Source organism: Streptomyces sp. H39-C1 (assembly GCF_027158125.1).
In the GTDB taxonomy this organism is placed as follows: Bacteria; Actinomycetota; Actinomycetes; order Streptomycetales; family Streptomycetaceae; genus Actinacidiphila; species Actinacidiphila fildesensis.
The window spans coordinates 13880-34134 of sequence record NZ_JAPVLS010000084.1 but is presented as its reverse complement, the minus strand read 5'-3'; the positions used below and the strand labels follow the sequence as shown (position 1 = coordinate 34134).

The window sequence follows — 20255 nt, the reverse complement described above, 5'->3', positions numbered from 1 at the left end:
GTTTCGGGTATGACGGATCTTCGGGTATTGCATCGGCAGGCGCTGCGGACGGCGGAAGAGATCACCGGAAGGATCGGATCGACCCGGCTGGACGTGGCCACGCCGTGCGGGGACTGGACGCTGCGGCGGCTGCTGGAGCACATGGTGGGGCAGAACCACGGCTTCGCGGCGGCGGCGCGGGGCGAGACGAAGGACCGGTCGGTGTTCGCCGACCGGCCGGTGGGGGACGACCCGGCCGGGGCGTTCGCGGCGTCGGCCGCCGATGTGGCGGCCGCCTTCAGCGAATCGGGGGTGCTGGACCGCAGGTGGTGGCTGCCGGAGGTCCGCGACGGGCGGCCCTTCCCGGCGCCGGTGGCGATCGGATTCCACTTCGTGGACACGGTGGTGCACGGCTGGGATGTCGCGCGGGCGCTCGGCGTCGACGCGAAGTTCGACCCGGAGGTGCTGGAGGCGGCGCTGCCGGTGGCCGCGGCGGTACCGGCGGGAGAGAGCCGGCTGACCGCCGGAGCGGCGTTCGGGCCCGCGGTGGCCGACGGCGGTACGGGCGATCCGCTCGACCGGATCGTCGCGATACTGGGCCGCTCCCCGCAGTGGCCGCGGGACGCCTGATCTGCCCGCAGTGGCTGCCGGGCGCCTGACGCCGTTCCGGACCCGCGGCCTGTTCCGCCTCTGGGAGTTCTCGGAGTTCTAGGAGTTGAGCAGGTCGCGGGTGTCGGCGACGAGTGCGGCCGCTGCTTCGACGGCGGCCGCCGGATCGTCGAGCCGGGTCAGAACGTCCTCGGCGCGGCTGCGGAACTCCGGGGGCGTCCCGGGGAGCGCCGCGGCGGCCGCCAGGGCGCCCTTCTCGTTGAGGCACCAGGCGCGGTGGTGCGCGTGGAGGGACTGGGTGAGGACGCCGACCGCCCGGGACAGACAGAGCGCGACATGCAGTGTGTCGCCCGCGCGGGCGGACTTGCGGGCTCCGGCCACCGAGAACTCCGCTTCCCACGCGGCGGCGACGAGCGCCGCGCGCAACGGCTCCGGATAGAGCCGGGTCTGCTCCCGCAGCGCCGTCAACTCCCCGTCCCGGTCGGCGAGTACGCGGCCCAGCGCCACCTCGCCCGGGTACGCGGGGGACCAGAAGCCGAGTGGGTGGCCGGGCTGGGTGCCGACCTCGTAGCGGCCGGCGCGGCAGTCGTCCCAGACGCGCTCGACGCGGTCGAGGTCGCGCAGGATCCAGTCGACCGGCACCCCGTCGACCGTCAGCCAGGCGCCGCCGTTCACCCAGGGTCCCCAGCCGCCGGGGCCCGCGACCTCGACGGGTCCGCCGGTGAACTCCGCGGCGAGGGCGGCCAGTGCCGCGGTGTCGGGCTCGCCCCGGTAGTACAGGCCGAGGTCCCAGTCGGAGTCCGGGCGGTGGGTGCCGCGGGCCCGGCTGCCGCCGAGCAGCACACCGGCGATACCCGGGACGCCGGCCAGCCGCTCGGCCATCGCGTGCACCGTGGAGTTCTCAGCGCCAAGGGAGGAATCGTGGGACACGTTGCCAGCCTAGAGTGGCGGCTCTAGGATTACCCACCAGTAAACTTACTCTGGAGTAAGGGTGGTGCCCGGCATGGCCGACATCGGCGATCTCGACCTCGACACGCTCGACTTCGGTACGGTCGAGCCGAAGGAATTCGCCCGCATCGTCAAGGAGCTGCCCGTCCGGCGGATCGCCGAGCTGATGAGCGGGCCGCAGCGCAAGCGCGTGCTCGACGAGGTGTTCAACCGGATGGAGACCCTCTTCAAGCCGGACGTCGCGGGGAAGCGCGACGCGCTCATCCGGTGGCGGATCACCAACGGCGACGACGCCCGCGACGTCTACGAGACGCATATCGCCGACGGCGCCTGCACGGTCTCCCGGCAGGACAGCGGCCGTGATCCGCAGCTCACCCTCACCATGGCCGCCCCGGAATTCCTCAAGCTGGCGTCGGGCAACGCCTCTGGCCCGGCGCTGTTCTTCACCCGTAAGCTCAAGATCCAGGGCGACATCCGCCTCGCCGGCGGACTGACGTACTTCTTCGACATACCGAAGGCGTGAGGGTGTAGATGCGGATACCCCGGCAAGCGGCGAGAGTCGCGGTGCTCGACCCGGCCGGAGCGATTTTCCTGCTCAGGTCGGACAACGAGGAAGTCGGCGTCCACTGGCTCATGCCCGGTGGCGGTCTCGACCCGGGGGAGACCCCCGTGCAGGGGGCGCTGCGAGAAGTGCTGGAGGAGACCGGCTGGTCGGATGTCGAGCCCGGCGCTGTGCTGTGCACCTGGGAGCACGACTTCACCCGGGCGGGTGTGCCGGTCCGGCAGTTCGAGCACATCTTCCTCGGCAGCGGCCCGCGCAGGCCGCCGACAGGTGATGTGAGCGGGGTCCACCAGGAGGACGGGATCCTGGAATGGCGCTGGTGGACCCCGGAGGAGCTCGCGGCGACGACGGAGGCGTTGTGGCCGCCGCAGCTGCCGGAGCTGCTCGCCCGGCTGCGCGACGAAGGCCCGCCGGAGCGTCCCGTCGAGCTCGGGTTCATCGCCGATGCCGGCCCCCGAGCCGTGTAGGCGCCCGGTGTTCACCACCCGGCCCACCCTCCAGGGCACCTTCGGCATGGTCTCCTCGACACACTGGCTGGCGTCGCAGTCGGCGATGGCCGTGCTGGAGGACGGGGGCAACGCCTTCGACGCTGCGGTGGCCGCCGGCTTCGTGCTGCACGTCGTCGAACCGCATCTGAACGGTCCCGCGGGCGAGGTGCCGATCCTCCTCGCCCCGGCAGGCGGTCCGGTGCGGGTGCTGTGCGGACAGGGCCCCGCCCCCGCCGGAGCGTCCGTCGGGCACTACCGGAGCCTCGGGCTCGACCTGGTGCCCGGCACCGGACTGCTGGCCGCCGCCGTGCCCGGCGCGTTCGACGCGTGGATGGTGCTGCTGCGCGACCAAGGCACCAAGTCCCCGGCCGAGGTCCTGAAGTACGCCATCGGCTACGCCGCACACGGGCATCCGGCAGTCGCGGCGATCGGCGCGACCGTGGAGGCGGTGCGAACCCTCTTCGCGACCGAGTGGACCGATTCCGCCGCGCTCTATCTGCCGGCGGGCCGGGCACCGCGGCCCGGCGTCCTGCTGCGGAACCCCGCCCTGGCCGCCACCTGGCGGCGCCTGCTGCGCGAGGCCGACGCGCAGGCGGCGGGCAGCGGGCGGGAGGAGCGGATCGAGGCCGCCCGGCGGATCTGGCGCTCGGGCTTCATCGGCGAGGCGCTGGCCGCCGCCGCGGCCCGCCCCGCGATGGACACCTCCGGCGAACGGCACGCCTCGACGCTCACCGGGGATGACCTGACCGGCTACGAGGCCCGCTACGAACCCCCGCTGACGTACGACCGGTTCGGCTGGACGGTCTGCAAACCGGGGCCGTGGAGCCAGGGCCCGGTGTTCGCGCAGCAGCTCGCCCTGCTGCCCGACGGCTTCGGCTACGAGGAGCCCGGCTACGTCCACACCCTGGTCGAAGGCGCCAAGCTCGCGATGGCCGACCGCGAGGCCTGGTACGGCGACGCCGCGGAGGTCCCGGTCGGCGCGCTGCTGTCACCCGCGTACAACGCCGGGCGCCGGGCACTGATCGGCGCCGACGCGTCCTACGAGCTGCGCCCCGGCAGCCCGGACGGACGCGCGCCCCGGCTGCCGCGCTTCACCGTCGACAGCACACCGCAGGCACCGGGCACGGGCGAACCGACCGTCGCGTCGGGCGAACCCGCCGCAGGATCTGCCGCCGGACCGACCGCCGCGCCCGACGTCGCCGCCGACGGACGCACCCGCGGCGACACCTGCCATGTCGATGTCGTCGACCGCTGGGGCAACATGGTCGCCGCCACCCCCAGCGGCGGCTGGCTGCAGTCCAGCCCGCTGATCCCGGAACTCGGCTTCCCGCTCGGTACCCGGCTGCAGATGACATGGCTGGAGGAGGGACTGCCCAACTCCCTCACGCCCGGCCGCCGTCCGCGCACCACACTGTCGCCGTCGATCGCGCTGCGCGACGGCGAACCCGTCCTGGCGTTCGGCACCCCCGGCGGCGACCAGCAGGACCAGTGGTCGCTGCACTTCTTCCTGGCCGTCGCGTTGGGCGGGCTCGGACTGCAGGAGGCGATCGACGCGCCCGGCTGGCACACCGACAGCTTCCCCGGCTCGTTCCATCCGCGTGCCATGCGGCCCGGCAGCGTCACCGTCGAGTCGCGCCTCGGTGAGCGGGCGATCGGCGAACTGCGGCGCCGCGGCCACCAGGTGACGGTCGGCGGCCCCTGGTCGGAGGGCCGGCTCTGCGCGGTCGCCCGCGACCCCGCGACGGGTGTGCTCTCCGCGGGCGCCAACCCGCGCGGCATGCAGGGCTACGCGGTCGGCCGCTGACCCGTCCTGCCGGTGTGATCCACCGCTGCCGGCGGGCCGACCCGGTGGCCGTTCTCCAGCTCAGCGGGCCCGGTGCCGGCCATCAACGCGGTGAACCCGGCGCGGATCCGGCGTTCCAGACCCGGCTGGACGAAGGTGCCGACCTGGTCGAGAGGGACCAGGTTCCAGGCGTCCAGCTCCTCCTTCTGCAGCTGGATCGCGCCGAGCTGCTCCCCGTCGAGCACCCCGCCGTCGTACAGGTACACCGCCAGCGGCGGCTGGCCGGGGCCGGTCACCCAGTCGATCGCGATGAGCGCGCCGGGGGTGATGTCCAGGCCGATCTCCTCGGTGGCCTCGCGGCGCGCACCCTGCCGGGGCGATTCGTCCTGCCCCGACTCGATCGTCCCGCCGGGCAGAATCCACTTCTTCTCGCCCTCGCGGTAGTTGGGATCCACGAGCAGCACACGGCCCGCCCCGTCACGGAACAGCACCGCCGCTCCGGCGAGGATCTTCGGCAGACCGGCGATGTATGAGGCGTAGTCCTGGGTCACGGACCCCAACCTACGCGGCTCAGACGTCGTCGAAAGGCGCGGCGTAGGCGAACGCGCCACGCAGTGCCGGATCGGCCGGATCGTAGCCGGCCAGCGTCCGGACCTGGAAGTACGGCCGCCACTCGGGCACCGCGGGGGTGATCCCGTACTCCTCGGCGAGCCGGAAACCGAACCGTCCGTAGTAGCGGGGATCGCCCAGCAGGATCACCAGCGGCGCGCCCAGCGCGTCGCAGGCGCCGAGGGCGGCGTGCCATCAGGGCCTTGCCGACGCCGGACCGCTGGTGGCCGGGAGCCACCGCCAGCGGGCCGATCGCGAGCACGGGTGTCCCGCCGACATGGCCGCGGGTGGCCAGCACATGCCCGGTCACCCGCTCCTCCTCGTCCGTCGCGACCAGCGACAGCTCGGGGAGCCACGCGTCGTCCGCCCGGAGCCGGTCGACCAGCAGCGCTTCGACGGTGCCGCTGCCGGTGGCCTGGCCGGGCTTGGTGAACGCGGCGGCGATGACGTCGCGGATCGCGTCGATGTCGGTGGGTCGCTCACGTCGGATCAGCACCGGCGAACTGTTGCGCACCGCGCCCGGCCGCCGCAAACGAATATGCCCGGCGGGCGTGTCACGGGCCGTCCACGGCCTTCAGCTGGACCCGGACGCCCTCGGCGTCGGGGTGGTTCAGCGTGTCCAGCAGTTCCAGGGGCTGCCGCCAGGCCTCCCGTGCGCCGGTCGGATCGCCGGCGGCGAGCCGGGTCTCGCCGAGGTCGGTCAGCGCCAGGGACTCGTAGAACGGGTCGCCCACCTCGCGGCACCCCTCGGCGGACCGCAGAAAGCGGCCGGCCCCGCCAGAGCTCCAGCGCCCTCGCGCACTCCAGGCGCACGCTCTCCCGGTCGTGCCGCGGCCTGTCCCCGGCGGTGCTCGGCGCCCGGTACGGAGGGGCGGGAGCGTGCTCCCGTGCCATGCCGTCACCGTTCAGGACATCCCGCTATGGTCGTGAATCTTGTGGTTTGCGGGGGTGGCGCGCTGGACCGGCCATGGGCAGGCGGCCGATGGCGGGATATGGTCCGAGCGGCGCGATGTTCCGTATCGGATGGGGAGTAAACGTGTCCGACGCTGCAAGACACACAACGGGGCGCGTGCTGATCGCCGCCGACAAGTTCAAGGGTTCGCTGACCGCGGTGCAAGTCGCCGAGCACGTCACGGCCGGCCTGCTGCACGTGGTGCCGGGGCTGACGGTCGAGTCGCTGCCGGTCGCCGACGGCGGTGACGGCACCGTCGACGCGGCGGTCGCGGCCGGCTTCGAGCGCCGTGAGCTCCAGGTGACCGGGCCGCTGGGCGAGCCCGTGACCGCCACGTACGCCGTACGTGACACCACCGCCGTGGTCGAGATGGCCGAGGCCTCCGGCCTGCGGCACCTGCCGGAGGGCGTCTTCGCGCCGCTCACGGCCACCACCCACGGCACCGGCGAGCTGCTGCGCGCCGCGCTGGACGACGGTGCGCGCACCATCGTGCTCGGCGTCGGCGGCAGCGCCACCAACGACGGCGGGGCCGGCATGCTCGTCGCGCTCGGGGCCCGTCTGCTCGACGCGGACGGAGCGCCGGTCGGTCCCGGCGGCGGGGCGCTGGCCGCCCTCGCCACCGCGGACCTCTCCGGGCTCGACCCGCGGCTGGCCGACACCGAGGTGGTGCTCGCCAGCGACGTCGACAACCCGCTGCTCGGCCCGAAGGGCGCCGCGGCCGTCTACGGTCCGCAGAAGGGCGCCACCGAGCAGGACGTGGCCACCCTCGACGCCGCCCTCGGACGGTTCGTCGAGGTGCTCACCGAGGCCCGTGGCTCCGCCGCGGCGAATGCCGCGGAGGCACCGGGCGCCGGCGCCGCGGGCGGTATCGGCTATGGAGCGCTCGTCGGACTCGACGCCGCCTTCCGGCCCGGTATCGACGTCATGCTCGACGTCCTCGGCTTCGCCGAGGCGCTGGACCGCGCCGACCTGGTGATCACCGGGGAGGGCTCGCTCGACGAGCAGACCCTGCACGGCAAGGCCCCGGTCGGCGTCGCGCAGGCCGCCCGCGCCCGCAACATCGACGTCGTCGCCGTCTGCGGCCGGCTCGCCCTGGCCCCCGGCGCTCTCGGCGGAGCCGGCATCCGCCGCGCCTACGCCCTGACCGACATCGAGCCGGACCCGGCCGTCTGCATGGCACAGGCCGGCCCCCTCCTGGAGCGCGTCGCCCAGGCCCTGGCCCGGGACTTCCTGGCGCCGTAACGCAACGCGGCAAGGGCGGGCCGGAAAACCTCCGGCCCGCCCTTACTGCTGTCCGCCCCTCAGCCGCGCAGCTGGACGGCGGAGAACCATGGGCGAGGAACGCGAAGGGCCCCGGGCGGATCGCCCGGGGCCCTTCGTTGCTGTACCGCGCGCTCGGCGGCGGCGCCGTCACTGCTCGGCGCGTGCCTCACGGCGGTTGTTACGGAACGTGTTCACCCGTCGCGTGGTCGCGAAGAGCGGGATGACCGCCGCGGCGACGATCTGGAGCGCCGCACCGGTCTGGAGCAGCAGGTGCCCGCCCGGTACGTCCAGCGTCCAGGCCGCGAGGCAGCCCATGCTGATGAAGATCCAGGCCAGCGTGATCAGCGCGAGCCGACCGCGGGGCTTGGGGTACTCGACGCGGCTCATCATCAGCCATGCCACACCCACGATCGCCAGCAGCGTCGGGATGAACGGCAGCTCCAGCAGGACGACGGAGACGACCGTCATCGCGCCGAAGGGGCTCGGCATGCCCTGGAAGACCCCGTCCCGCACCGTGGTGCAGGAGAAGCGCGCGAGTCTGAGGACCACGGCGAGCAGCACCACGACGGCGGCCACCGCCGAGACCCGGCCGTGCGCGTCGTCCGCGACCAGCCCCCACACCACCACGAAATACGCTGGCGCGAGGCCGAAGCTGATCAGGTCGGACAGGTTGTCGAGCTCCGCCCCCATCGCCGAGCTGCGGAGCTTGCGCGCCACCAGCCCGTCCAGGAGGTCGAAGACGGACGCCATCAGCATGAGGGTCACGGCCGTCGCGGCGTTGTGCCGCGCCATGCCGCCGTCGGCGGTGCCCATGAGGTGCGGCACCAGCACTCCGGTGGTCGTGAAGTACACGGCCATGAATCCGCAGATGGCGTTACCGAGAGTGAGGGTGTCCGCGATGGAGAGCCGGGTCGAGAGTGGGAGGTCGTCGACCTCTTCCTCCAGCTCGGTCACCCAGGGGGCCTGTGTGTCGGGATCAATCACGGTCAAGACGAGTCACCCCAGCCATGGTGGTCTGGCCGACCTCGACATCGGGCAGGACGCCCTCCGGGAGGTAGATGTCGACGCGGGAGCCGAAGCGGATCAGACCGATGCGCTCGCCCTGCTCGACCTTGGTGCCCGAGGGCACGTAAGGAACGATGCGGCGGGCCACAGCGCCGGCGATCTGCACCATCTCGATGTCGCCGAGTTCGGTGTCGAAGTGCCAGACAACGCGTTCGTTGTTCTCGCTCTCCTTGTTGAACGCCGGAACGAATCCGCCGGGGATGTGCTCCACGGAGGTGACGGTGCCCGCGAGCGGTGCGCGGTTCACATGGACGTTCAGTGGGCTCATGAAGATCGCGACGCGGGTGCGCCCGTCCTTCCACGGCATGATGCTCTGCACCACGCCGTCGGCCGGTGAGATCACCCGGCCCTGAGCGATCTCTCGCTCAGGGTCACGGAAGAACCACAGCATGCCCGCCGCCAGGGCGGTGGTGGGTACGGCCACGGTCGCCCAGCGCCCGGAGCGGCGGGCGCGGGTAAGGCTGACCGCCGCGGCGGCGACGGTCGGGAGGAGCCACGGCGACGCTCCGCGCGCGAGGCGGACCCGGCCGCGAGGTGCAGAGGAATGGCTGTGGGGCATGGAAGACCTTCGTAGCGGAGGGTGCCGCAAGATGGTTCTGGGGACGGCGGCTTTACCAAGATGGTATCGGTTGCCACCCACAACTCGGCAAGCGCGAGGGCGAGTCGATGGCCGGTAAGCGATGACTCGGTGTGACCTTCACCTCGGATATATCGCTTATATCAGGACATTTAACCCTGGATACGATACTCCTCCAGGAGCCTGCGGCCAATGATCATTTTCTGGATCTCAGCGGTTCCTTCACCAATGAGGAGCATCGGGGCCTCCCGGTAGAGCCGCTCGATCTCGTACTCCTTGGAGAAGCCGTACCCGCCGTGGATGCGGAAGGCGTCCTCCACGACCTCCTTGCAGTACTCCGAGGCCAGGTACTTCGCCATGCCGGCCTCGAGGTCGTTGCGGTGCCCTGAGTCCTTCTTGCGGGCCGCGTTGACCATCATCGCGTGCGCGGCCTCGACCTTGGTCGCCATCTCGGCGAGCTTGAAGGAGATCGCCTGGTGCTCGATGATCGGCTTGCCGAAGGTGTGGCGTTGTTGCGCGTAGGAGATCCCGAGTTCGAACGCGCGCTGTGCGACTCCGCAGCCGCGCGCCGCCACATTGACCCGGCCGACCTCGACGCCGTCCATCATCTGATAGAAGCCACGACCGCTCTGACCTCCGAGAACGCGGTTCGACGGGATCCTGACGTCCTCCAGGATCATCTCCGTCGTGTCGACGCCCTTGTAGCCCATCTTCTCGATTTTGCCGGGCACGGTGAGGCCCGGAACCGTCGGATTCGGACCGAAGCCCGGCTCCTTCTCGATGAGGAAGGTCGTCATCGACTTGTGCGGCTTGGCCGCCGCTTCCTCCGGGGACAGGCCCTCGTCGGTCTTGCAGAGCACGGCCACCAGGTTGGACGAACCGCCGTTCGTCAGCCACATCTTCTGGCCGTTGATGACGTAGTCGTCGCCGTCCCTGACGCCCTTGGTGCGGATCGCGGACACATCGGAACCCATGCCGGGCTCCGACATCGAGAACGCGCCACGCACCTCACCGGCCGCCATCCGGGGCAGGAAGTACTCCTTCTGCTCCTGCGTTCCGTGCTGCTTGAGCATGTAGGCGACGATGAAGTGAGTGTTGATAATTCCGGAAACACTCATCCATCCCCGGGCAATCTCCTCGACCGTGAGGGCGTATGTGAGAAGAGACTCACCAAGACCCCCGTACTCCTCGGGAATCATCAGCCCGAAGATGCCAAGTTCCTTGAGGCCCTCAACGATTTCGGTGGGGTACTCGTCGCGGTGTTCCAGCTCCGTCGCGACCGGCAGGATCTCCTTGTCCACGAAGCTGCGGACCGTGGAGAGGATCTCCCGCTGGACGTCGGTCAGCCCGTCGGTGTGAGCAAGACGAGTCATGTCACTTCTCCTGCAGCTCGGGGCGGCCGGGCTGCTCGCCGCCGCGTTCCTTGATGTACGTGGCGGTGGGGACCATGACCTTGCGGCGGAAGACGCACACCATGGTGCCGTCCTGCTTGTAGCCCTTGGTCTCGACGTGGACGATGCCGCGGTCGTCCTTCGACTTGGACGGCCACTTGTCCAGGACGGTGGTCTGCCCGTAGATGGTGTCGCCGTGGAACGTCGGTGCCACGTGCTTGAGCGACTCGACCTCCAGGTTGGCGATCGCCTTGCCCGACACGTCCGGCACGGACATGCCCAGCAGCAGGGAGTAGATGTAGTTCCCCACCACGACGTTCTTGCCGAAGTCGGTGGTGTTCTCGGCGTAGTTCGCGTCCATGTGGAGCGGGTGGTGGTTCATCGTGAGGAGGCAGAAGAGATGGTCGTCGTACTCGGTGACCGTCTTTCCGGGCCAGTGCTTGTAGACAGCACCGACCTCGAACTCTTCGTAAGTGCGACCGAACTGCACCGTCATACCTCCAACTTGTTCGCGAGCCGGATCTCGTCCACGATCCGCCCGATGATCTCAGTGATACCGAAGTCCTTCGGGGTGAACACCGCCGCCACCCCGGCGGCCCGCAGCGCCGCCGCGTCCGCCGGGGGGATGATCCCGCCGGCGATCACCGGTACGTCGTCCACCCCGGCCCTGCGGAGCCGGTCCAGCACGTCCGGCACGAGTGCCGCGTGCGAACCGGACAGGATCGACAGGCCCACGCAGTGCACATCCTCGGCCACGGCCGCGGACACGATCTGCTCGGGGGTGAGCCGGATGCCCTGGTAGACCACCTCGAAGCCCGCGTCGCGGGCCCGTACGGCGATCTGCTCGGCGCCGTTGGAGTGCCCGTCGAGACCCGGCTTGCCGACCAGCAGCCGGAGCTTGCCGCTGCCGAGTTCGGCGGCGGTCGCGGCGACCTTGCGGCGGACCTCGGCCAGCGGGGTGCCCGCCTCGGCGGTGACCGCCACCGGGGCGCTGCTGACGCCCGTGGGGGCGCGGAACTCGCCGAAGACGTCCCGCAGCGCCCAGGACCACTCGCCGGTCGTGACACCGGCGCGTACGCAGGCCAGTGTCGCGGCCATCAGGTTCTCACTGCCCGCCGCCGCGGCTTTCAGCGCCGCCACCGACTCCTGGGCGCGCTGCTCGTCGCGGTTGTCCCGCCAGGTGTGCAGCGCGCTCACGACGCGCGCCTCGTTGGCCGGGTCGACGGTCATGATGGCGGTGTCGAGGTCCGCGGTGAGCGGGCTGGGCTCGGTGCCCTGGTACGAGTTGACCCCGACGATCTTCTCCTCGCCCGACTCGATGCGGGCGCGCCGCTCGGCGTGCGAGGAGACGAGCGCCGACTTCAGATAGCCGGACTCGACGGCGGCCATGGCGCCGCCCATCTTCTCGATGCGCTCCATCTCGGCCGTCACCAGCTCCATGAGCTCGGTGACCTTGGCCTCGATGACATGGCTGCCGTCGAAGATGTCCTCGTACTCCAGCAGGTCGCTCTCATGGGCGAGCACCTGCTGGATGCGCAGGCTCCACTGCTGGTCCCAGGGCCGGGGCAGACCCAGCGCCTCGTTCCAGGCGGGAAGTTGCACGGCGCGGGCGCGGGCGTCCTTGGAGAGGGTGACGGCCAGCATCTCCAGGACGATGCGCTGGACGTTGTTCTCCGGCTGGGCCTCGGTCAGCCCCAGCGAGTTGACCTGCACGCCGTAGCGGAACCGGCGCTGCTTGGCGTCCTCGATGCCGTAGCGCTCCCGGGTGACGGTGTCCCAGAGCCGGCCGAAGGCCCGCATCTTGCACATTTCCTCGATGAAGCGGACACCCGCGTTCACGAAGAAGGAGATCCGGGCCACCACCTCGCCCCGGCGGTCCTCCGGGATCTGCCCGGAGGCGAACACCGCGTCCAGGACGGCGATCGCGGTGGACATCGCGAAGGCGATCTCCTGGACCGGTGTGGCCCCGGCCTCCTGCAGGTGGTAGCTGCAGATGTTGATCGGGTTCCACTTGGGGATGTTGTTGACCGTGTACGTGATCATGTCGGTGGTCAGCCGCAGGGAGGGGCCGGGCGGGAAGACGTGCGTCCCGCGCGACAGGTACTCCTTGACGATGTCGTTCTGCGTCGTCCCCTGGAGCTTGGTGATGTCCGCGCCCTGCTCCTCGGCGACCACCTGATACATCGCCAGCAGCCACATGGCGGTGGCGTTGATGGTCATCGAGGTGTTCATCCCCTCCAGGGGGATGTCCTGGAAGAGCCGACGCATGTCACCGATGTGCGAGACCGGGACGCCGACCCGGCCGACCTCGCCGCGGGCGAGGATGTGGTCGGGGTCGTACCCGGTCTGGGTCGGCAGGTCGAACGCGACGGACAGGCCGGTCTGCCCCTTCGCGAGGTTGTTCTTGTACAGCTCGTTGGACGCCTCGGCGGTGGAGTGGCCGGCGTACGTCCGCATGAGCCACGGACGGTCTTTTTCGCGTCGCGGCATCAGACGTTCCGGAAGCGGTTGATCGCCGGCAGGTGCTGTGCCCGCATTTCGTGGTCGGTGACGCCGAGACCCTCCTGCGGGGCCAGCGCCAGGACGCCGACCTTGCCCTGGTGCAGGTTGCGGTGCACGTCGAACGCGGCCTGGCCGGTCTCCTCCAGGGAGTACGTCTTCGACAGCGTCGGGTGGATCTTGCCCTTGGCGACCAGCCGGTTGGCCTCCCAGGCCTCGCGGTAGTTCGCGAAGTGCGAGCCGACGATCTTCTTGAGCGACATCCACAGGTAGCGGTTGTCGTACTCGTGCATGTAGCCCGAGGTCGAGGCGCAGGTGGTGATGGTGCCGCCCTTGCGCGTGACGTAGACGCTGGCGCCGAAGGTCTCCCGGCCGGGGTGCTCGAAGACGATGTCGATGTCCTCGCCGCCGGTCAGCTCGCGGATGCGCTTGCCGAAGCGCTTCCACTCCTTGGGGTCCTGGGTGTGCTCGTCCTTCCAGAATTTGTAGCCCTCGGCGCTGCGGTCGATGATCGCGGTCGCGCCCATCGAGCGGCAGATGTCCGCCTTCTGCTCACTGGAGACCACGCAGATCGGGTTGGCGCCGCCGGCCAGCGCGAACTGGGTGGCGTACGAGCCGAGTCCGCCGGACGCGCCCCAGATGAGGACGTTGTCGCCCTGCTTCATGTCGGCGCCGTTGCGGGACACCAGCTGGCGGTAGGCGGTGGAGTTCACCAGGCCGGGAGCGGCGGCCTCCTCCCAGCTGAGGTGCGCGGGCTTGGGCATCAGCTGGTTGGACTTGACGAGCGCGATCTCGGCGAGACCGCCGAAGTTGGTCTCGAAGCCCCAGATGCGCTGCTCGGGGTCGAGCATCGTGTCGTTGTGGCCGTCGGAGGACTCCAGCTCGACGGAGAGGCAGTGCGCCACGACCTTGTCGCCGGGGTGCCAGGCGTTGACGCCGGGTCCGGTGCGCAGGACGACGCCCGCGAGGTCGGAGCCGATCACGTGGTAGGGCAGGTCGTGCCGCTTGCTGAGCGGCGAGAGCTTCCCGTACCGCTCCAGGAACGAGAACGTGGAGACCGGCTCGAAGATCGAGGTCCACACGGAGTTGTAGTTGACCGAGCTGGCCATGACGGCGACAAGGGCCTCACCGGGACCGAGTTCGGGGACCGGCACATCGTCCAGGTGCAGGGACTTGCGCGGGTCCTTGTCACGGCTGTCGAGGCCGGCGAACATCTCGGCCTCGTCCTTGTGGACGGTGATGGCGCGGTACGACTCGGGCAGCGGCAGGGCCGCGAAGTCGGCGGCCGAGCGGTCCGAGTTGTCCGAGCTGTCCGACGCGAGAATCGCGTCCAGAATTTCCTTCACGGGGTGCCTCCGGCGAAGCGCGACGTAGATACGTTTGAGGGAACGTCGGCGAGGGCTGACGGGTGACTGGTGCCGTCGGTTCGGCGGGGGTACTGCTCCCGTGACGGTCGCACGGGTGGAACCGGTGCGCGCGGTGGCGCGGTGGTTCCCCCGGACGGGATCCGGGGGTGCCTGTGACGCAGGCGTCCGGGCCTTTGGGGACAGACGGCGTGCGTGGGATAAACGTGCCGCCCGCCCGGACACTCCCCCAGCTACCGCTGGGAGGTGCCCCCAACGTTATGGCACGGGGTGCCACTCGTAAAGACACTGCGTGCCAACAATTTCTCTCAAGTGTCATCCCGGCGCCACAAACGAGCAACAGCGGCCGCCCGGATCACCCGGACGGCCGCTGTTCCCTACCTCTGCGGGGGCTCGGCGGGCGGTCAGCCGCCCCGCAGCGCCCGCTCGATGATCCGCATCACCTCGGCGGGCGAGGCGTCCGTACGCGCCACCGTGACCATGACCTCGCCGGTCTGCGAGACCGCCGCGGCGGGCGCCGAAGGAGGCCCCGCCGGCCGCCTGACCCCTATGCCGGTGCCGAACGTCGCCTTGATCACGTCGAAGGCGTGGTCCAGCTGCGCCTCCACGTCCCCCTTGCCGCCGGCCCGCAGCCAGCGCCGCAGCACATGGTTGTGCGCCGCCACCACGGCCGACGCGGCGACCTCGGCGAGCAGCGGGTCGTCGTCGCCGTCATGGTGCGCCGACTCGTCGAAGTGGCCCAGCAGATAACGGGTGAAGAGCCGCTCGTAGCGGGCCACAGAAGCGATCTCGCGCTCCCGCAGCGTCGGCACCTCACGGGTCAGCCGGTACCGCTCCACGGAGACCTCGGGGGACTCCGCGTACATCCGCAGCACCTCGGTGATGCCGCGGCACACGGTGTCCAGCGGGTGCTCATGCGGTTCCGCGGAGTCCAGGACGGCCTGGACCCGCACCAGCGTGTCGTCGTGGTCCGGGAAGATCGCCTCTTCCTTGGACCGGAAGTGCCGGAAGAACGTCCTGCGGGCCACCCCGGCCGCCGCCGCGATGTCGTCGACGGTCGTCGCCTCGTACCCCCGGGACGCGAACAGGTGCATCGCGGACGCGGCGAGGTCCTGCCGCACCCGGTGGCGCTGGGCGGCGGCACGGCGGCCGTTCGCCGTAGCCGGCGCGGGGCCTTCTGCGGTGGTCTTCGTCGCGGACTTGAGGGGCTGGGCCATACGTGGAACGTACTCCATGGCCGGGCCCGCGCGGGACGTACGGGGCGGCCGGGACGGCCCCCGCGGGCCGAGCAGACCGCCCCAGCCGCCCTCATGATCAGCGCCGGGCATACTCGCGGAAGCCGCGGCCCGTCTTGCGGCCGAGGCACCCCGCCGACACCAGGTGCTCCAGCAGCGGCGAGGGCGCCAGGCCCGGGTCGCGGAACTCCTTGTGCAGCACCTGCTCGATCGCCAGGGACACATCCAGTCCGACGACGTCCAGCAGCTCGAACGGGCCCATCGGGTACCCGCCGCCGAGCTTCATGGCGGTGTCGATGTCCGCCACCGTCGCGTAGTTCTCCTGGACCATCTTCACGGCGTTGTTCAGGTACGGGAACAGCAGGGCGTTGACGATGAAGCCGGCCCGGTCCCCGCAGTCCACGGCGTGCTTGCGCACCTTCCCGCACACCTCTCGGACGGTGGCGTGCACATCGTCCGAGGTCAGGACGGTACGGACCACCTCGACGAGCTTCATCGCGGGCGCCGGGTTGAAGAAGTGCATCCCGATCACGTCCCGCGGGCGCGAGGTCGCGCGGGCGATGACGATGACGGGCAGCGAGGACGTCGTGGTGGCGAGCACCGCACCGGGCTTGCACACCTCGTCCAGCGCGGTGAAGAGCGCCTGCTTGACGGCGAGGTCCTCGGCGACGGCCTCGACGGCCAGGTCCACGTCGCCGAAGGCGTCGTACGAGCCGGCCGGCGTCACCCGGGCGACGGCCGCGTCGCGCTGCTCCTGCGTCAGCCGCCCCTTGGCGACCGAGCGGTCCAGCGACTTGGCCAGCTTGGCGACGGCCTGGTCGGCCTTCTCCTGCGAGCGGGCGGCCAGCACGACGTCGTAACCGGCCTTCGCGAACACCTCGGCGATACCGGTCGCCATGGTGCCGGATCCGGCGACGCCCACGCTGCGGACGTCACGGCCCGCGACACCGGCGGTCCCTGCGGTGTCCGGGGTCGAGGCGTCGGTGACGACGACCTCGCTGCCGGGAGCCTCGTAGGTGTAGAAACCGCGGCCCGACTTGCGGCCGGACAGACCGGCGGCGGCCAGCTGGCCGAGGATCGGGGCGGGCGCGTGCAGCCGGTCGTGGGACGCCTCGTACATCGCCTCCAGGACGGTCTGCGCGGTGTCGATGCCGATCAGGTCGAGCAGCGCCAGCGGGCCCATCGGCAGGCCGCAGCCGAGCCGCATCGCCGCGTCGATGTCCTCGCGGGTCGCGTACTTCGACTCGTACATCGCCGCGGCCTGGTTGAGATAGCCGAACAGCAGGCCGTCGGCGATGAAGCCGGGGCGGTCGCCGACGGGGACCGGCTCCTTGCCGAGCGCGCGCACCAGCGCGGTCACCGAGGCGGTCGCCTCCGGCGAGGTCAGGACGGTGGAGACCACCTCGACCAGTTTCATGGCGGGTGCCGGGGCGAAGAAGTGCAGGCCGAGGACGCGGTCCGGGCGCGTGGTGTGCGAGGCCAGCCGGGTCACCGACAGGGCGTTGGTGCCCGTCGCGATGATGGCGTCCGGCTTCACGATCAGGTCGAGCGCCTCGAAGACCGCCTGCTTGGCCTCGAACTGCTCGTTCACGACCTCGATGACCAGATCGGCCTCGGCGGCCGCCTGCAGGTCGGGGAAGGTGCGGAACCGCGCGAGGGTGTCGGCGCGCTCGGCCTCGGTGATCCGGCCGCGCTCGACGGCACGCGCCGTGGACTGGTCCAGCGCCGTGACAGCCGTGCGGGCGGCGGTGTCGCTGGTGTCGATGCCGATGACCTCATGGCCGGCGCGGGCCATGACCTCGGCGATTCCGGCGCCCATGGTGCCGAGGCCGACGACGGCGACGGTGGGCAGGGCGAGGGAGGGCAGGGGACTGCTGCTGGACGGACGGTCCATCGCGAAACTCCAGATGCTGAGGAGACCGCTGCTGCCGGGAGGCGCGCGCGGCTGAGGAGTTGGTGGAGTCGCGGGCCACGGAGAAGGGGTGGATGCCCGCATGAGGGTGAAGGGCGGGCCCTGTCCCGGGGCCGCGCCGCGATGGTGCCGAACCGACGTGAAGTGTTGCGTGCTGCTGAGCGGTGGTGCGTGCCCGGAACACGTACGGGTGGTGCGTTCCGGGCTGTGCGCGGCGGCTGCGTCACCAGGCTGCCGTGCACGTTGGTCCGAGGGTAACCGGCCGGTAACCTACGCGCCAGACCACCGCCCATGTGATCTGTACCGCGTACAGATGAGCGCGCCGTAGGCTGAGCGGGTGGATTCCGCAGCGCGCGACGAACTGGCCGGCGTACTCACCGCACCGGGGCAGCCCCTCGAAGTCAGGGAGGCCGCCGCCGTGGCCCTGGCCGCCGCAGGGGACCGGAGGGCCTTCGAAACCCTCGCCCTGCTGCTCAACTACCGTGAGCCGGAACGGGCCGAGAACGCGGCCCGGGCGCTCGCCCTGCTGGGGGACCCGCGCACCGCGCGGGCCGCCGCCGCGCTCGCGACCAATCCGCTCCGGGTCGCCTACGCCGTACCGCCGATCCGGCTGCTCGTCCAATTGAGGGCGCCGGAATCCGTCCCCGCGCTCATCGAGACCCTGGACCGGCTGCTGGCCGAGCAGACCCTCGGCTGGGACGCCGTTCCCGCCTGCGTGGAGGGGCTCGGCGAGCTCGGCGACCCCCGGGCGGCGACCGTACTGCGGGCCGCGTGCGCGCATCCCCGGCTGCGCACGGCCGCCGTCGCGGCCCTCGAGCGGATCGGCGGCTACGAGGCGGACGCGTCCGGCGCGCGCGCCGCGTCCGACGAGGCGCCGCGGACGTAGCGCACCTCGCGCAGGAACACGTCGCCGTAGTCCTCCTGCTGTTCGGCGCCGTCGGGCACGAAGCCGGCCTTCTCGTAGAAACGGCGGGCGCGCGCGTTGTCGGCCAGCACCCAGAGCCGCAGACGCGGGAAGTCGCGGTCCGCGGCGCGGGCCAGCACCGCACCGATGAGCGCGCGGCCCGCGCCGGTGCCGATCCGGTCCGGGCGGACGTAGATCGCGTACAGCTCGCCGTCGCCCGGCTCGGCGTCGTCGCCCCGGTACGGGCCGTGGGCGGCCCAGCCGGTGACCTCGGTCCCGTCGGCCGACACGAGGTTCTCCACCCGGCCGGTGTCGTGGGCGAACCACTCGCGGCGCCGGGCCGCGTCCTCCGGCGCCGACATCGCGTCGAGGTACCCCTGCGGCACGATGCCGGCGTACGCGCTCTGCCAGCCGCGCACCCGGATCGCGGAAACGGCGTCGATGTCGTCGCCGGTCATCACTCGAACATCGGTCATGGGCAGGAGATTAGAGCAGCGACAGCTGGGTCGGTCCCTCGACCTCCACCGGGGCGGCGGCGGGCGGCGGGACGGCCCGAAGGGCGTTGGACCGGGCCGGGCCGATGCCGAACTCCGTGGCGAACTCGTGCACTTGGCGGGTGATGCGCCGCTGGTACCACGTGGGGGCGTACGAACCGTCCGCATAGAGCGCCTTGTAGCGGCTGAGCAGCCGCGGATGGTGCACGGAGAGCCAGGCCAGGTACCACTCGCGGGCGCCCGGCCGCAGATGCAGCACGAGCGGGGTGACGGAGGTGGCCCCGGACCGCGCGATGGCGCGCACGGTATCGCGCAGCTGCTCGGGGGAGTCGCTGAGATACGGCAGGACGGGCGCCATCAGGACGCCGCAGCGGATCCCGTTCCCGTTCAGCGTCCGGCAGACCTCCAGCCGCTTGCCGGGGGACGGCGTACCGGGCTCGACGGTGCGCCACAGCTCGCGGTCGAGGAAGCCGACGGAGACCGCGATGGAGACCTCGGTGACCCGGGCCGCCTGCCGCAGCAGGTCCAGATCGCGCAGGATCAGCGAGCCCTTGGTGAGGATCGAGAACGGATTGGCGTGGTCGCGCAGCGCGCCGATGATGCCGGGCATGAGCTGGTAGCGGCCCTCGGCCCGCTGGTAGCAGTCCACGTTGGTGCCCATGGCGATGTGCTGCCCCTGCCAGCGCGGCCCGGCGAGCTCCTTGCGGAGCAGTTCGGGCGCGTTCACCTTGACGATGATCTGCGAGTCGAAGTCGAGACCGGTGTCGAGGTCCAGATAGCTGTGCGTCTTGCGGGCGAAACAGTAGACGCAGGCGTGGCTGCATCCCCGGTACGGGTTGACCGTCCAGTCGAACGGCATCTGCGAGGCGCCCGGCACGCGGTTCACGATCGACCGGGCCCGTACCTCGTGGAAGGTGATGCCGCGGAATTCGGGGGTGTCGAAGGTCCGGGTGACCACGTCCGTCCCGAACAGTGCGGGCGTGGTGGCGGTGGCGGCCTCGTCGCGGCCCAGGTTGTCCCAGCGCATGACGCCCTCCTCAGTAGCTCCTCCATAGAATAGAACACATATTCGGTTAGCGCGTGTGGTTGGCTTGCCCGGCACATGCGGGCACGGACCGGAGGAGAAGAAATGGCGCAGGTCGAGGCCACCACCCAGCGGGTCATCGAAGCGGAACCGGAGCGGGTGTACGACGCTCTCGCGGACTACGCGGGCACCAGGAAGACCCTGCTCCCCGAGCAGTTCAGCGAGTACGAGGTCCGCGAGGGCGGCAGCGGCGCCGGCACGCTGGTGCACTGGAAGCTGCAGGCGACCAGCAAGCGGATCCGCGACTGCCTCTTCGACGTCACCGCGCCGACCACCGGACAGCTGGTCGAGGCCGACCGCAACTCGTCCATGGTCACCACGTGGACGGTGACCCCGGCGGGTGCCGGCCGGTCCAGGGTCGTCTCCACCACCACCTGGGACGGCGCCGGCGGCATCGGCGGCTTCTTCGAGCGGACCTTCGCGCCCAAGGGACTCGGGCGCATCTACGACGAGGTGCTCGCGAAGCTGGCCGCCGAGGTCGAGGCGGCCGAGTAACCGTCGTGCCGTCTGAGCCCCGTCCGGGTTCGATCGTTCACT

At 71.0% G+C, this 20255-nt stretch carries 21 protein-coding genes and 1 pseudogene; 7 read left to right on the top strand and 15 right to left on the bottom strand.

Annotated elements, in window-relative coordinates:
* Nucleotides 1–9: 9 nt before the first annotated feature.
* The gene (locus O3W51_RS37840) at nucleotides 10–609 is read left to right on the top strand and encodes a TIGR03086 family metal-binding protein (protein WP_138355554.1); all 600 of its coding nucleotides are present in this window, start codon (nucleotides 10–12) and stop codon (nucleotides 607–609) included.
* A gap of 78 nt (nucleotides 610–687) precedes the next feature.
* Here O3W51_RS37840 and O3W51_RS37835 read toward each other — a convergent pair whose 3' ends face one another.
* The gene (locus O3W51_RS37835) at nucleotides 688–1470 is read right to left on the bottom strand and encodes a nucleotidyltransferase domain-containing protein (RefSeq protein ID WP_138355606.1); all 783 of its coding nucleotides are present in this window, start codon (nucleotides 1468–1470) and stop codon (nucleotides 688–690) included.
* A gap of 121 nt (nucleotides 1471–1591) precedes the next feature.
* On the opposite strand from O3W51_RS37835, the gene O3W51_RS37830 reads away from it, so the two are divergent.
* From O3W51_RS37830 to O3W51_RS37820, 3 genes are read left to right on the top strand one after another with little or no spacing between them, the layout of a single operon-like run.
* A complete protein-coding gene (locus O3W51_RS37830) occupies nucleotides 1592–2059 on the top strand; it encodes an SCP2 sterol-binding domain-containing protein (RefSeq protein WP_138355553.1) in 468 nt (155 codons plus the stop codon).
* Between the two features lie 8 nt (nucleotides 2060–2067).
* Nucleotides 2068–2565, top strand: coding sequence for an NUDIX hydrolase (locus O3W51_RS37825; protein ID WP_138355552.1), 498 nt, complete (start codon nucleotides 2068–2070; stop codon nucleotides 2563–2565).
* Nucleotides 2566–2572: 7 nt separating this feature from the next.
* Nucleotides 2573–4390 (top strand): gamma-glutamyltransferase family protein, encoded by a 1818-nt coding sequence (locus O3W51_RS37820; protein ID WP_138355551.1) that lies wholly within the window; start codon nucleotides 2573–2575, stop codon nucleotides 4388–4390.
* Here O3W51_RS37820 and O3W51_RS37815 read toward each other — a convergent pair.
* From O3W51_RS37815 to O3W51_RS37800, 4 genes and pseudogenes are all read right to left on the bottom strand, one after another.
* Nucleotides 4372–4920, bottom strand: a complete 549-nt coding sequence (locus O3W51_RS37815) for an NUDIX domain-containing protein (protein WP_381588323.1) — start codon at nucleotides 4918–4920, stop codon at nucleotides 4372–4374. The genes O3W51_RS37820 and O3W51_RS37815 overlap by 19 nt on opposite strands.
* Before the next feature lie 19 nt (nucleotides 4921–4939).
* A complete protein-coding gene (locus O3W51_RS37810) occupies nucleotides 4940–5128 on the bottom strand; it encodes a hypothetical protein (protein WP_232485854.1) in 189 nt (62 codons plus the stop codon).
* 97 nt (nucleotides 5129–5225) lie between these two features.
* Nucleotides 5226–5474, bottom strand: a pseudogene (locus O3W51_RS48590) (GNAT family N-acetyltransferase); the annotation flags it as partial.
* 58 nt (nucleotides 5475–5532) lie between these two features.
* A complete protein-coding gene (locus O3W51_RS37800; protein WP_138355549.1) occupies nucleotides 5533–5712 on the bottom strand; it encodes a hypothetical protein in 180 nt (59 codons plus the stop codon).
* Nucleotides 5713–6047: 335 nt separating this feature from the next.
* Here O3W51_RS37800 and O3W51_RS37795 point away from each other — a divergent pair, with 335 nt between their 5' ends.
* The gene (locus tag O3W51_RS37795) at nucleotides 6048–7172 is read left to right on the top strand and encodes a glycerate kinase (RefSeq protein ID WP_138355548.1); all 1125 of its coding nucleotides are present in this window, start codon (nucleotides 6048–6050) and stop codon (nucleotides 7170–7172) included.
* Nucleotides 7173–7340: 168 nt separating this feature from the next.
* Here the strand turns inward: O3W51_RS37795 and pssA are convergent, their stop codons facing one another.
* The 8 genes from pssA to O3W51_RS37755 form a co-directional block, all read right to left on the bottom strand.
* Nucleotides 7341–8183 carry a CDP-diacylglycerol--serine O-phosphatidyltransferase gene (pssA, locus tag O3W51_RS37790; protein WP_138355547.1) on the bottom strand — a complete coding sequence of 281 codons (843 nt, stop codon included), beginning with the start codon at nucleotides 8181–8183 and terminating at the stop codon, nucleotides 7341–7343.
* The gene (locus tag O3W51_RS37785) at nucleotides 8170–8817 is read right to left on the bottom strand and encodes a phosphatidylserine decarboxylase (RefSeq protein ID WP_138355546.1); all 648 of its coding nucleotides are present in this window, start codon (nucleotides 8815–8817) and stop codon (nucleotides 8170–8172) included. The genes pssA and O3W51_RS37785 overlap by 14 nt, the downstream gene beginning before the upstream one ends.
* 170 nt (nucleotides 8818–8987) lie before the next feature.
* Entirely contained in the window at nucleotides 8988–10208 is a 1221-nt protein-coding gene (locus O3W51_RS37780) for an acyl-CoA dehydrogenase family protein (protein WP_138355545.1), read from the bottom strand.
* Between the two features lies 1 nt (nucleotide 10209).
* Nucleotides 10210–10716 (bottom strand): MaoC family dehydratase, encoded by a 507-nt coding sequence (locus O3W51_RS37775; protein WP_138355605.1) that lies wholly within the window; start codon nucleotides 10714–10716, stop codon nucleotides 10210–10212.
* Nucleotides 10717–10718: 2 nt separating this feature from the next.
* Nucleotides 10719–12716 carry a protein meaA gene (locus tag O3W51_RS37770; RefSeq protein WP_138355544.1) on the bottom strand — a complete coding sequence of 666 codons (1998 nt, stop codon included), beginning with the start codon at nucleotides 12714–12716 and terminating at the stop codon, nucleotides 10719–10721.
* Entirely contained in the window at nucleotides 12716–14071 is a 1356-nt protein-coding gene (ccrA, locus tag O3W51_RS37765; protein ID WP_138355543.1) for a crotonyl-CoA carboxylase/reductase, read from the bottom strand. Before ccrA ends, O3W51_RS37770 begins: the two co-directional genes overlap by 1 nt.
* 422 nt (nucleotides 14072–14493) lie before the next feature.
* A complete protein-coding gene (locus tag O3W51_RS37760; RefSeq protein ID WP_443048386.1) occupies nucleotides 14494–15324 on the bottom strand; it encodes a TetR family transcriptional regulator in 831 nt (276 codons plus the stop codon).
* 79 nt (nucleotides 15325–15403) lie between these two features.
* On the bottom strand, nucleotides 15404–17218 hold the full coding sequence (locus O3W51_RS37755) for a 3-hydroxyacyl-CoA dehydrogenase family protein (protein ID WP_138355541.1): 1815 nt from the start codon (nucleotides 17216–17218) through the stop codon (nucleotides 15404–15406).
* Between the two features lie 355 nt (nucleotides 17219–17573).
* Between O3W51_RS37755 and O3W51_RS37750 the strand changes: the two genes are divergently transcribed.
* A complete protein-coding gene (locus O3W51_RS37750) occupies nucleotides 17574–18122 on the top strand; it encodes a HEAT repeat domain-containing protein (RefSeq protein WP_138355540.1) in 549 nt (182 codons plus the stop codon).
* On the opposite strand, the gene O3W51_RS37745 is transcribed toward O3W51_RS37750, so the two are convergent.
* Nucleotides 18065–18616 (bottom strand): GNAT family N-acetyltransferase, encoded by a 552-nt coding sequence (locus O3W51_RS37745; protein WP_232485841.1) that lies wholly within the window; start codon nucleotides 18614–18616, stop codon nucleotides 18065–18067. The two genes, O3W51_RS37750 and O3W51_RS37745, sit on opposite strands and share 58 nt — an antisense overlap.
* A 10-nt stretch (nucleotides 18617–18626) precedes the next feature.
* Nucleotides 18627–19661: an Rv2578c family radical SAM protein gene (locus O3W51_RS37740; protein ID WP_138355539.1), complete on the bottom strand. Its 1035-nt coding sequence runs from the start codon at nucleotides 19659–19661 to the stop codon at nucleotides 18627–18629.
* Between the two features lie 102 nt (nucleotides 19662–19763).
* Here O3W51_RS37740 and O3W51_RS37735 point away from each other — a divergent pair, with 102 nt between their 5' ends.
* Nucleotides 19764–20213: an SRPBCC family protein gene (locus tag O3W51_RS37735; RefSeq protein ID WP_138355538.1), complete on the top strand. Its 450-nt coding sequence runs from the start codon at nucleotides 19764–19766 to the stop codon at nucleotides 20211–20213.
* The last annotated feature ends 42 nt before the right edge of the window (nucleotides 20214–20255 follow it).

Excerpts from the sequence above, each read along its gene's own strand:
- O3W51_RS37835 (WP_138355606.1), bottom strand. The coding sequence starts at position 1,470 with ATGGCCGAGCGGCTGGCCGGCGTCCCGGGTATCGCCGGTGTGCTGCTC.
- O3W51_RS37830 (WP_138355553.1), top strand. The coding sequence starts at position 1,592 with ATGGCCGACATCGGCGATCTCGACCTCGACACGCTCGACTTCGGTACG.
- O3W51_RS37740 (WP_138355539.1), bottom strand. The coding sequence starts at position 19,661 with ATGCGCTGGGACAACCTGGGCCGCGACGAGGCCGCCACCGCCACCACG.
- O3W51_RS37735 (WP_138355538.1), top strand. The coding sequence starts at position 19,764 with ATGGCGCAGGTCGAGGCCACCACCCAGCGGGTCATCGAAGCGGAACCG.
- O3W51_RS37785 (WP_138355546.1), bottom strand. The coding sequence starts at position 8,817 with ATGCCCCACAGCCATTCCTCTGCACCTCGCGGCCGGGTCCGCCTCGCG.
- O3W51_RS37745 (WP_232485841.1), bottom strand. The coding sequence starts at position 18,616 with ATGACCGATGTTCGAGTGATGACCGGCGACGACATCGACGCCGTTTCC.
- O3W51_RS37780 (WP_138355545.1), bottom strand. The coding sequence starts at position 10,208 with ATGACTCGTCTTGCTCACACCGACGGGCTGACCGACGTCCAGCGGGAG.
- O3W51_RS37825 (WP_138355552.1), top strand. The coding sequence starts at position 2,068 with ATGCGGATACCCCGGCAAGCGGCGAGAGTCGCGGTGCTCGACCCGGCC.
- O3W51_RS37760 (WP_443048386.1), bottom strand. The coding sequence starts at position 15,324 with ATGGAGTACGTTCCACGTATGGCCCAGCCCCTCAAGTCCGCGACGAAG.
- O3W51_RS37770 (WP_138355544.1), bottom strand. The coding sequence starts at position 12,716 with ATGCCGCGACGCGAAAAAGACCGTCCGTGGCTCATGCGGACGTACGCC.
- O3W51_RS37840 (WP_138355554.1), top strand. The coding sequence starts at position 10 with ATGACGGATCTTCGGGTATTGCATCGGCAGGCGCTGCGGACGGCGGAA.
- O3W51_RS37755 (WP_138355541.1), bottom strand. The coding sequence starts at position 17,218 with ATGGACCGTCCGTCCAGCAGCAGTCCCCTGCCCTCCCTCGCCCTGCCC.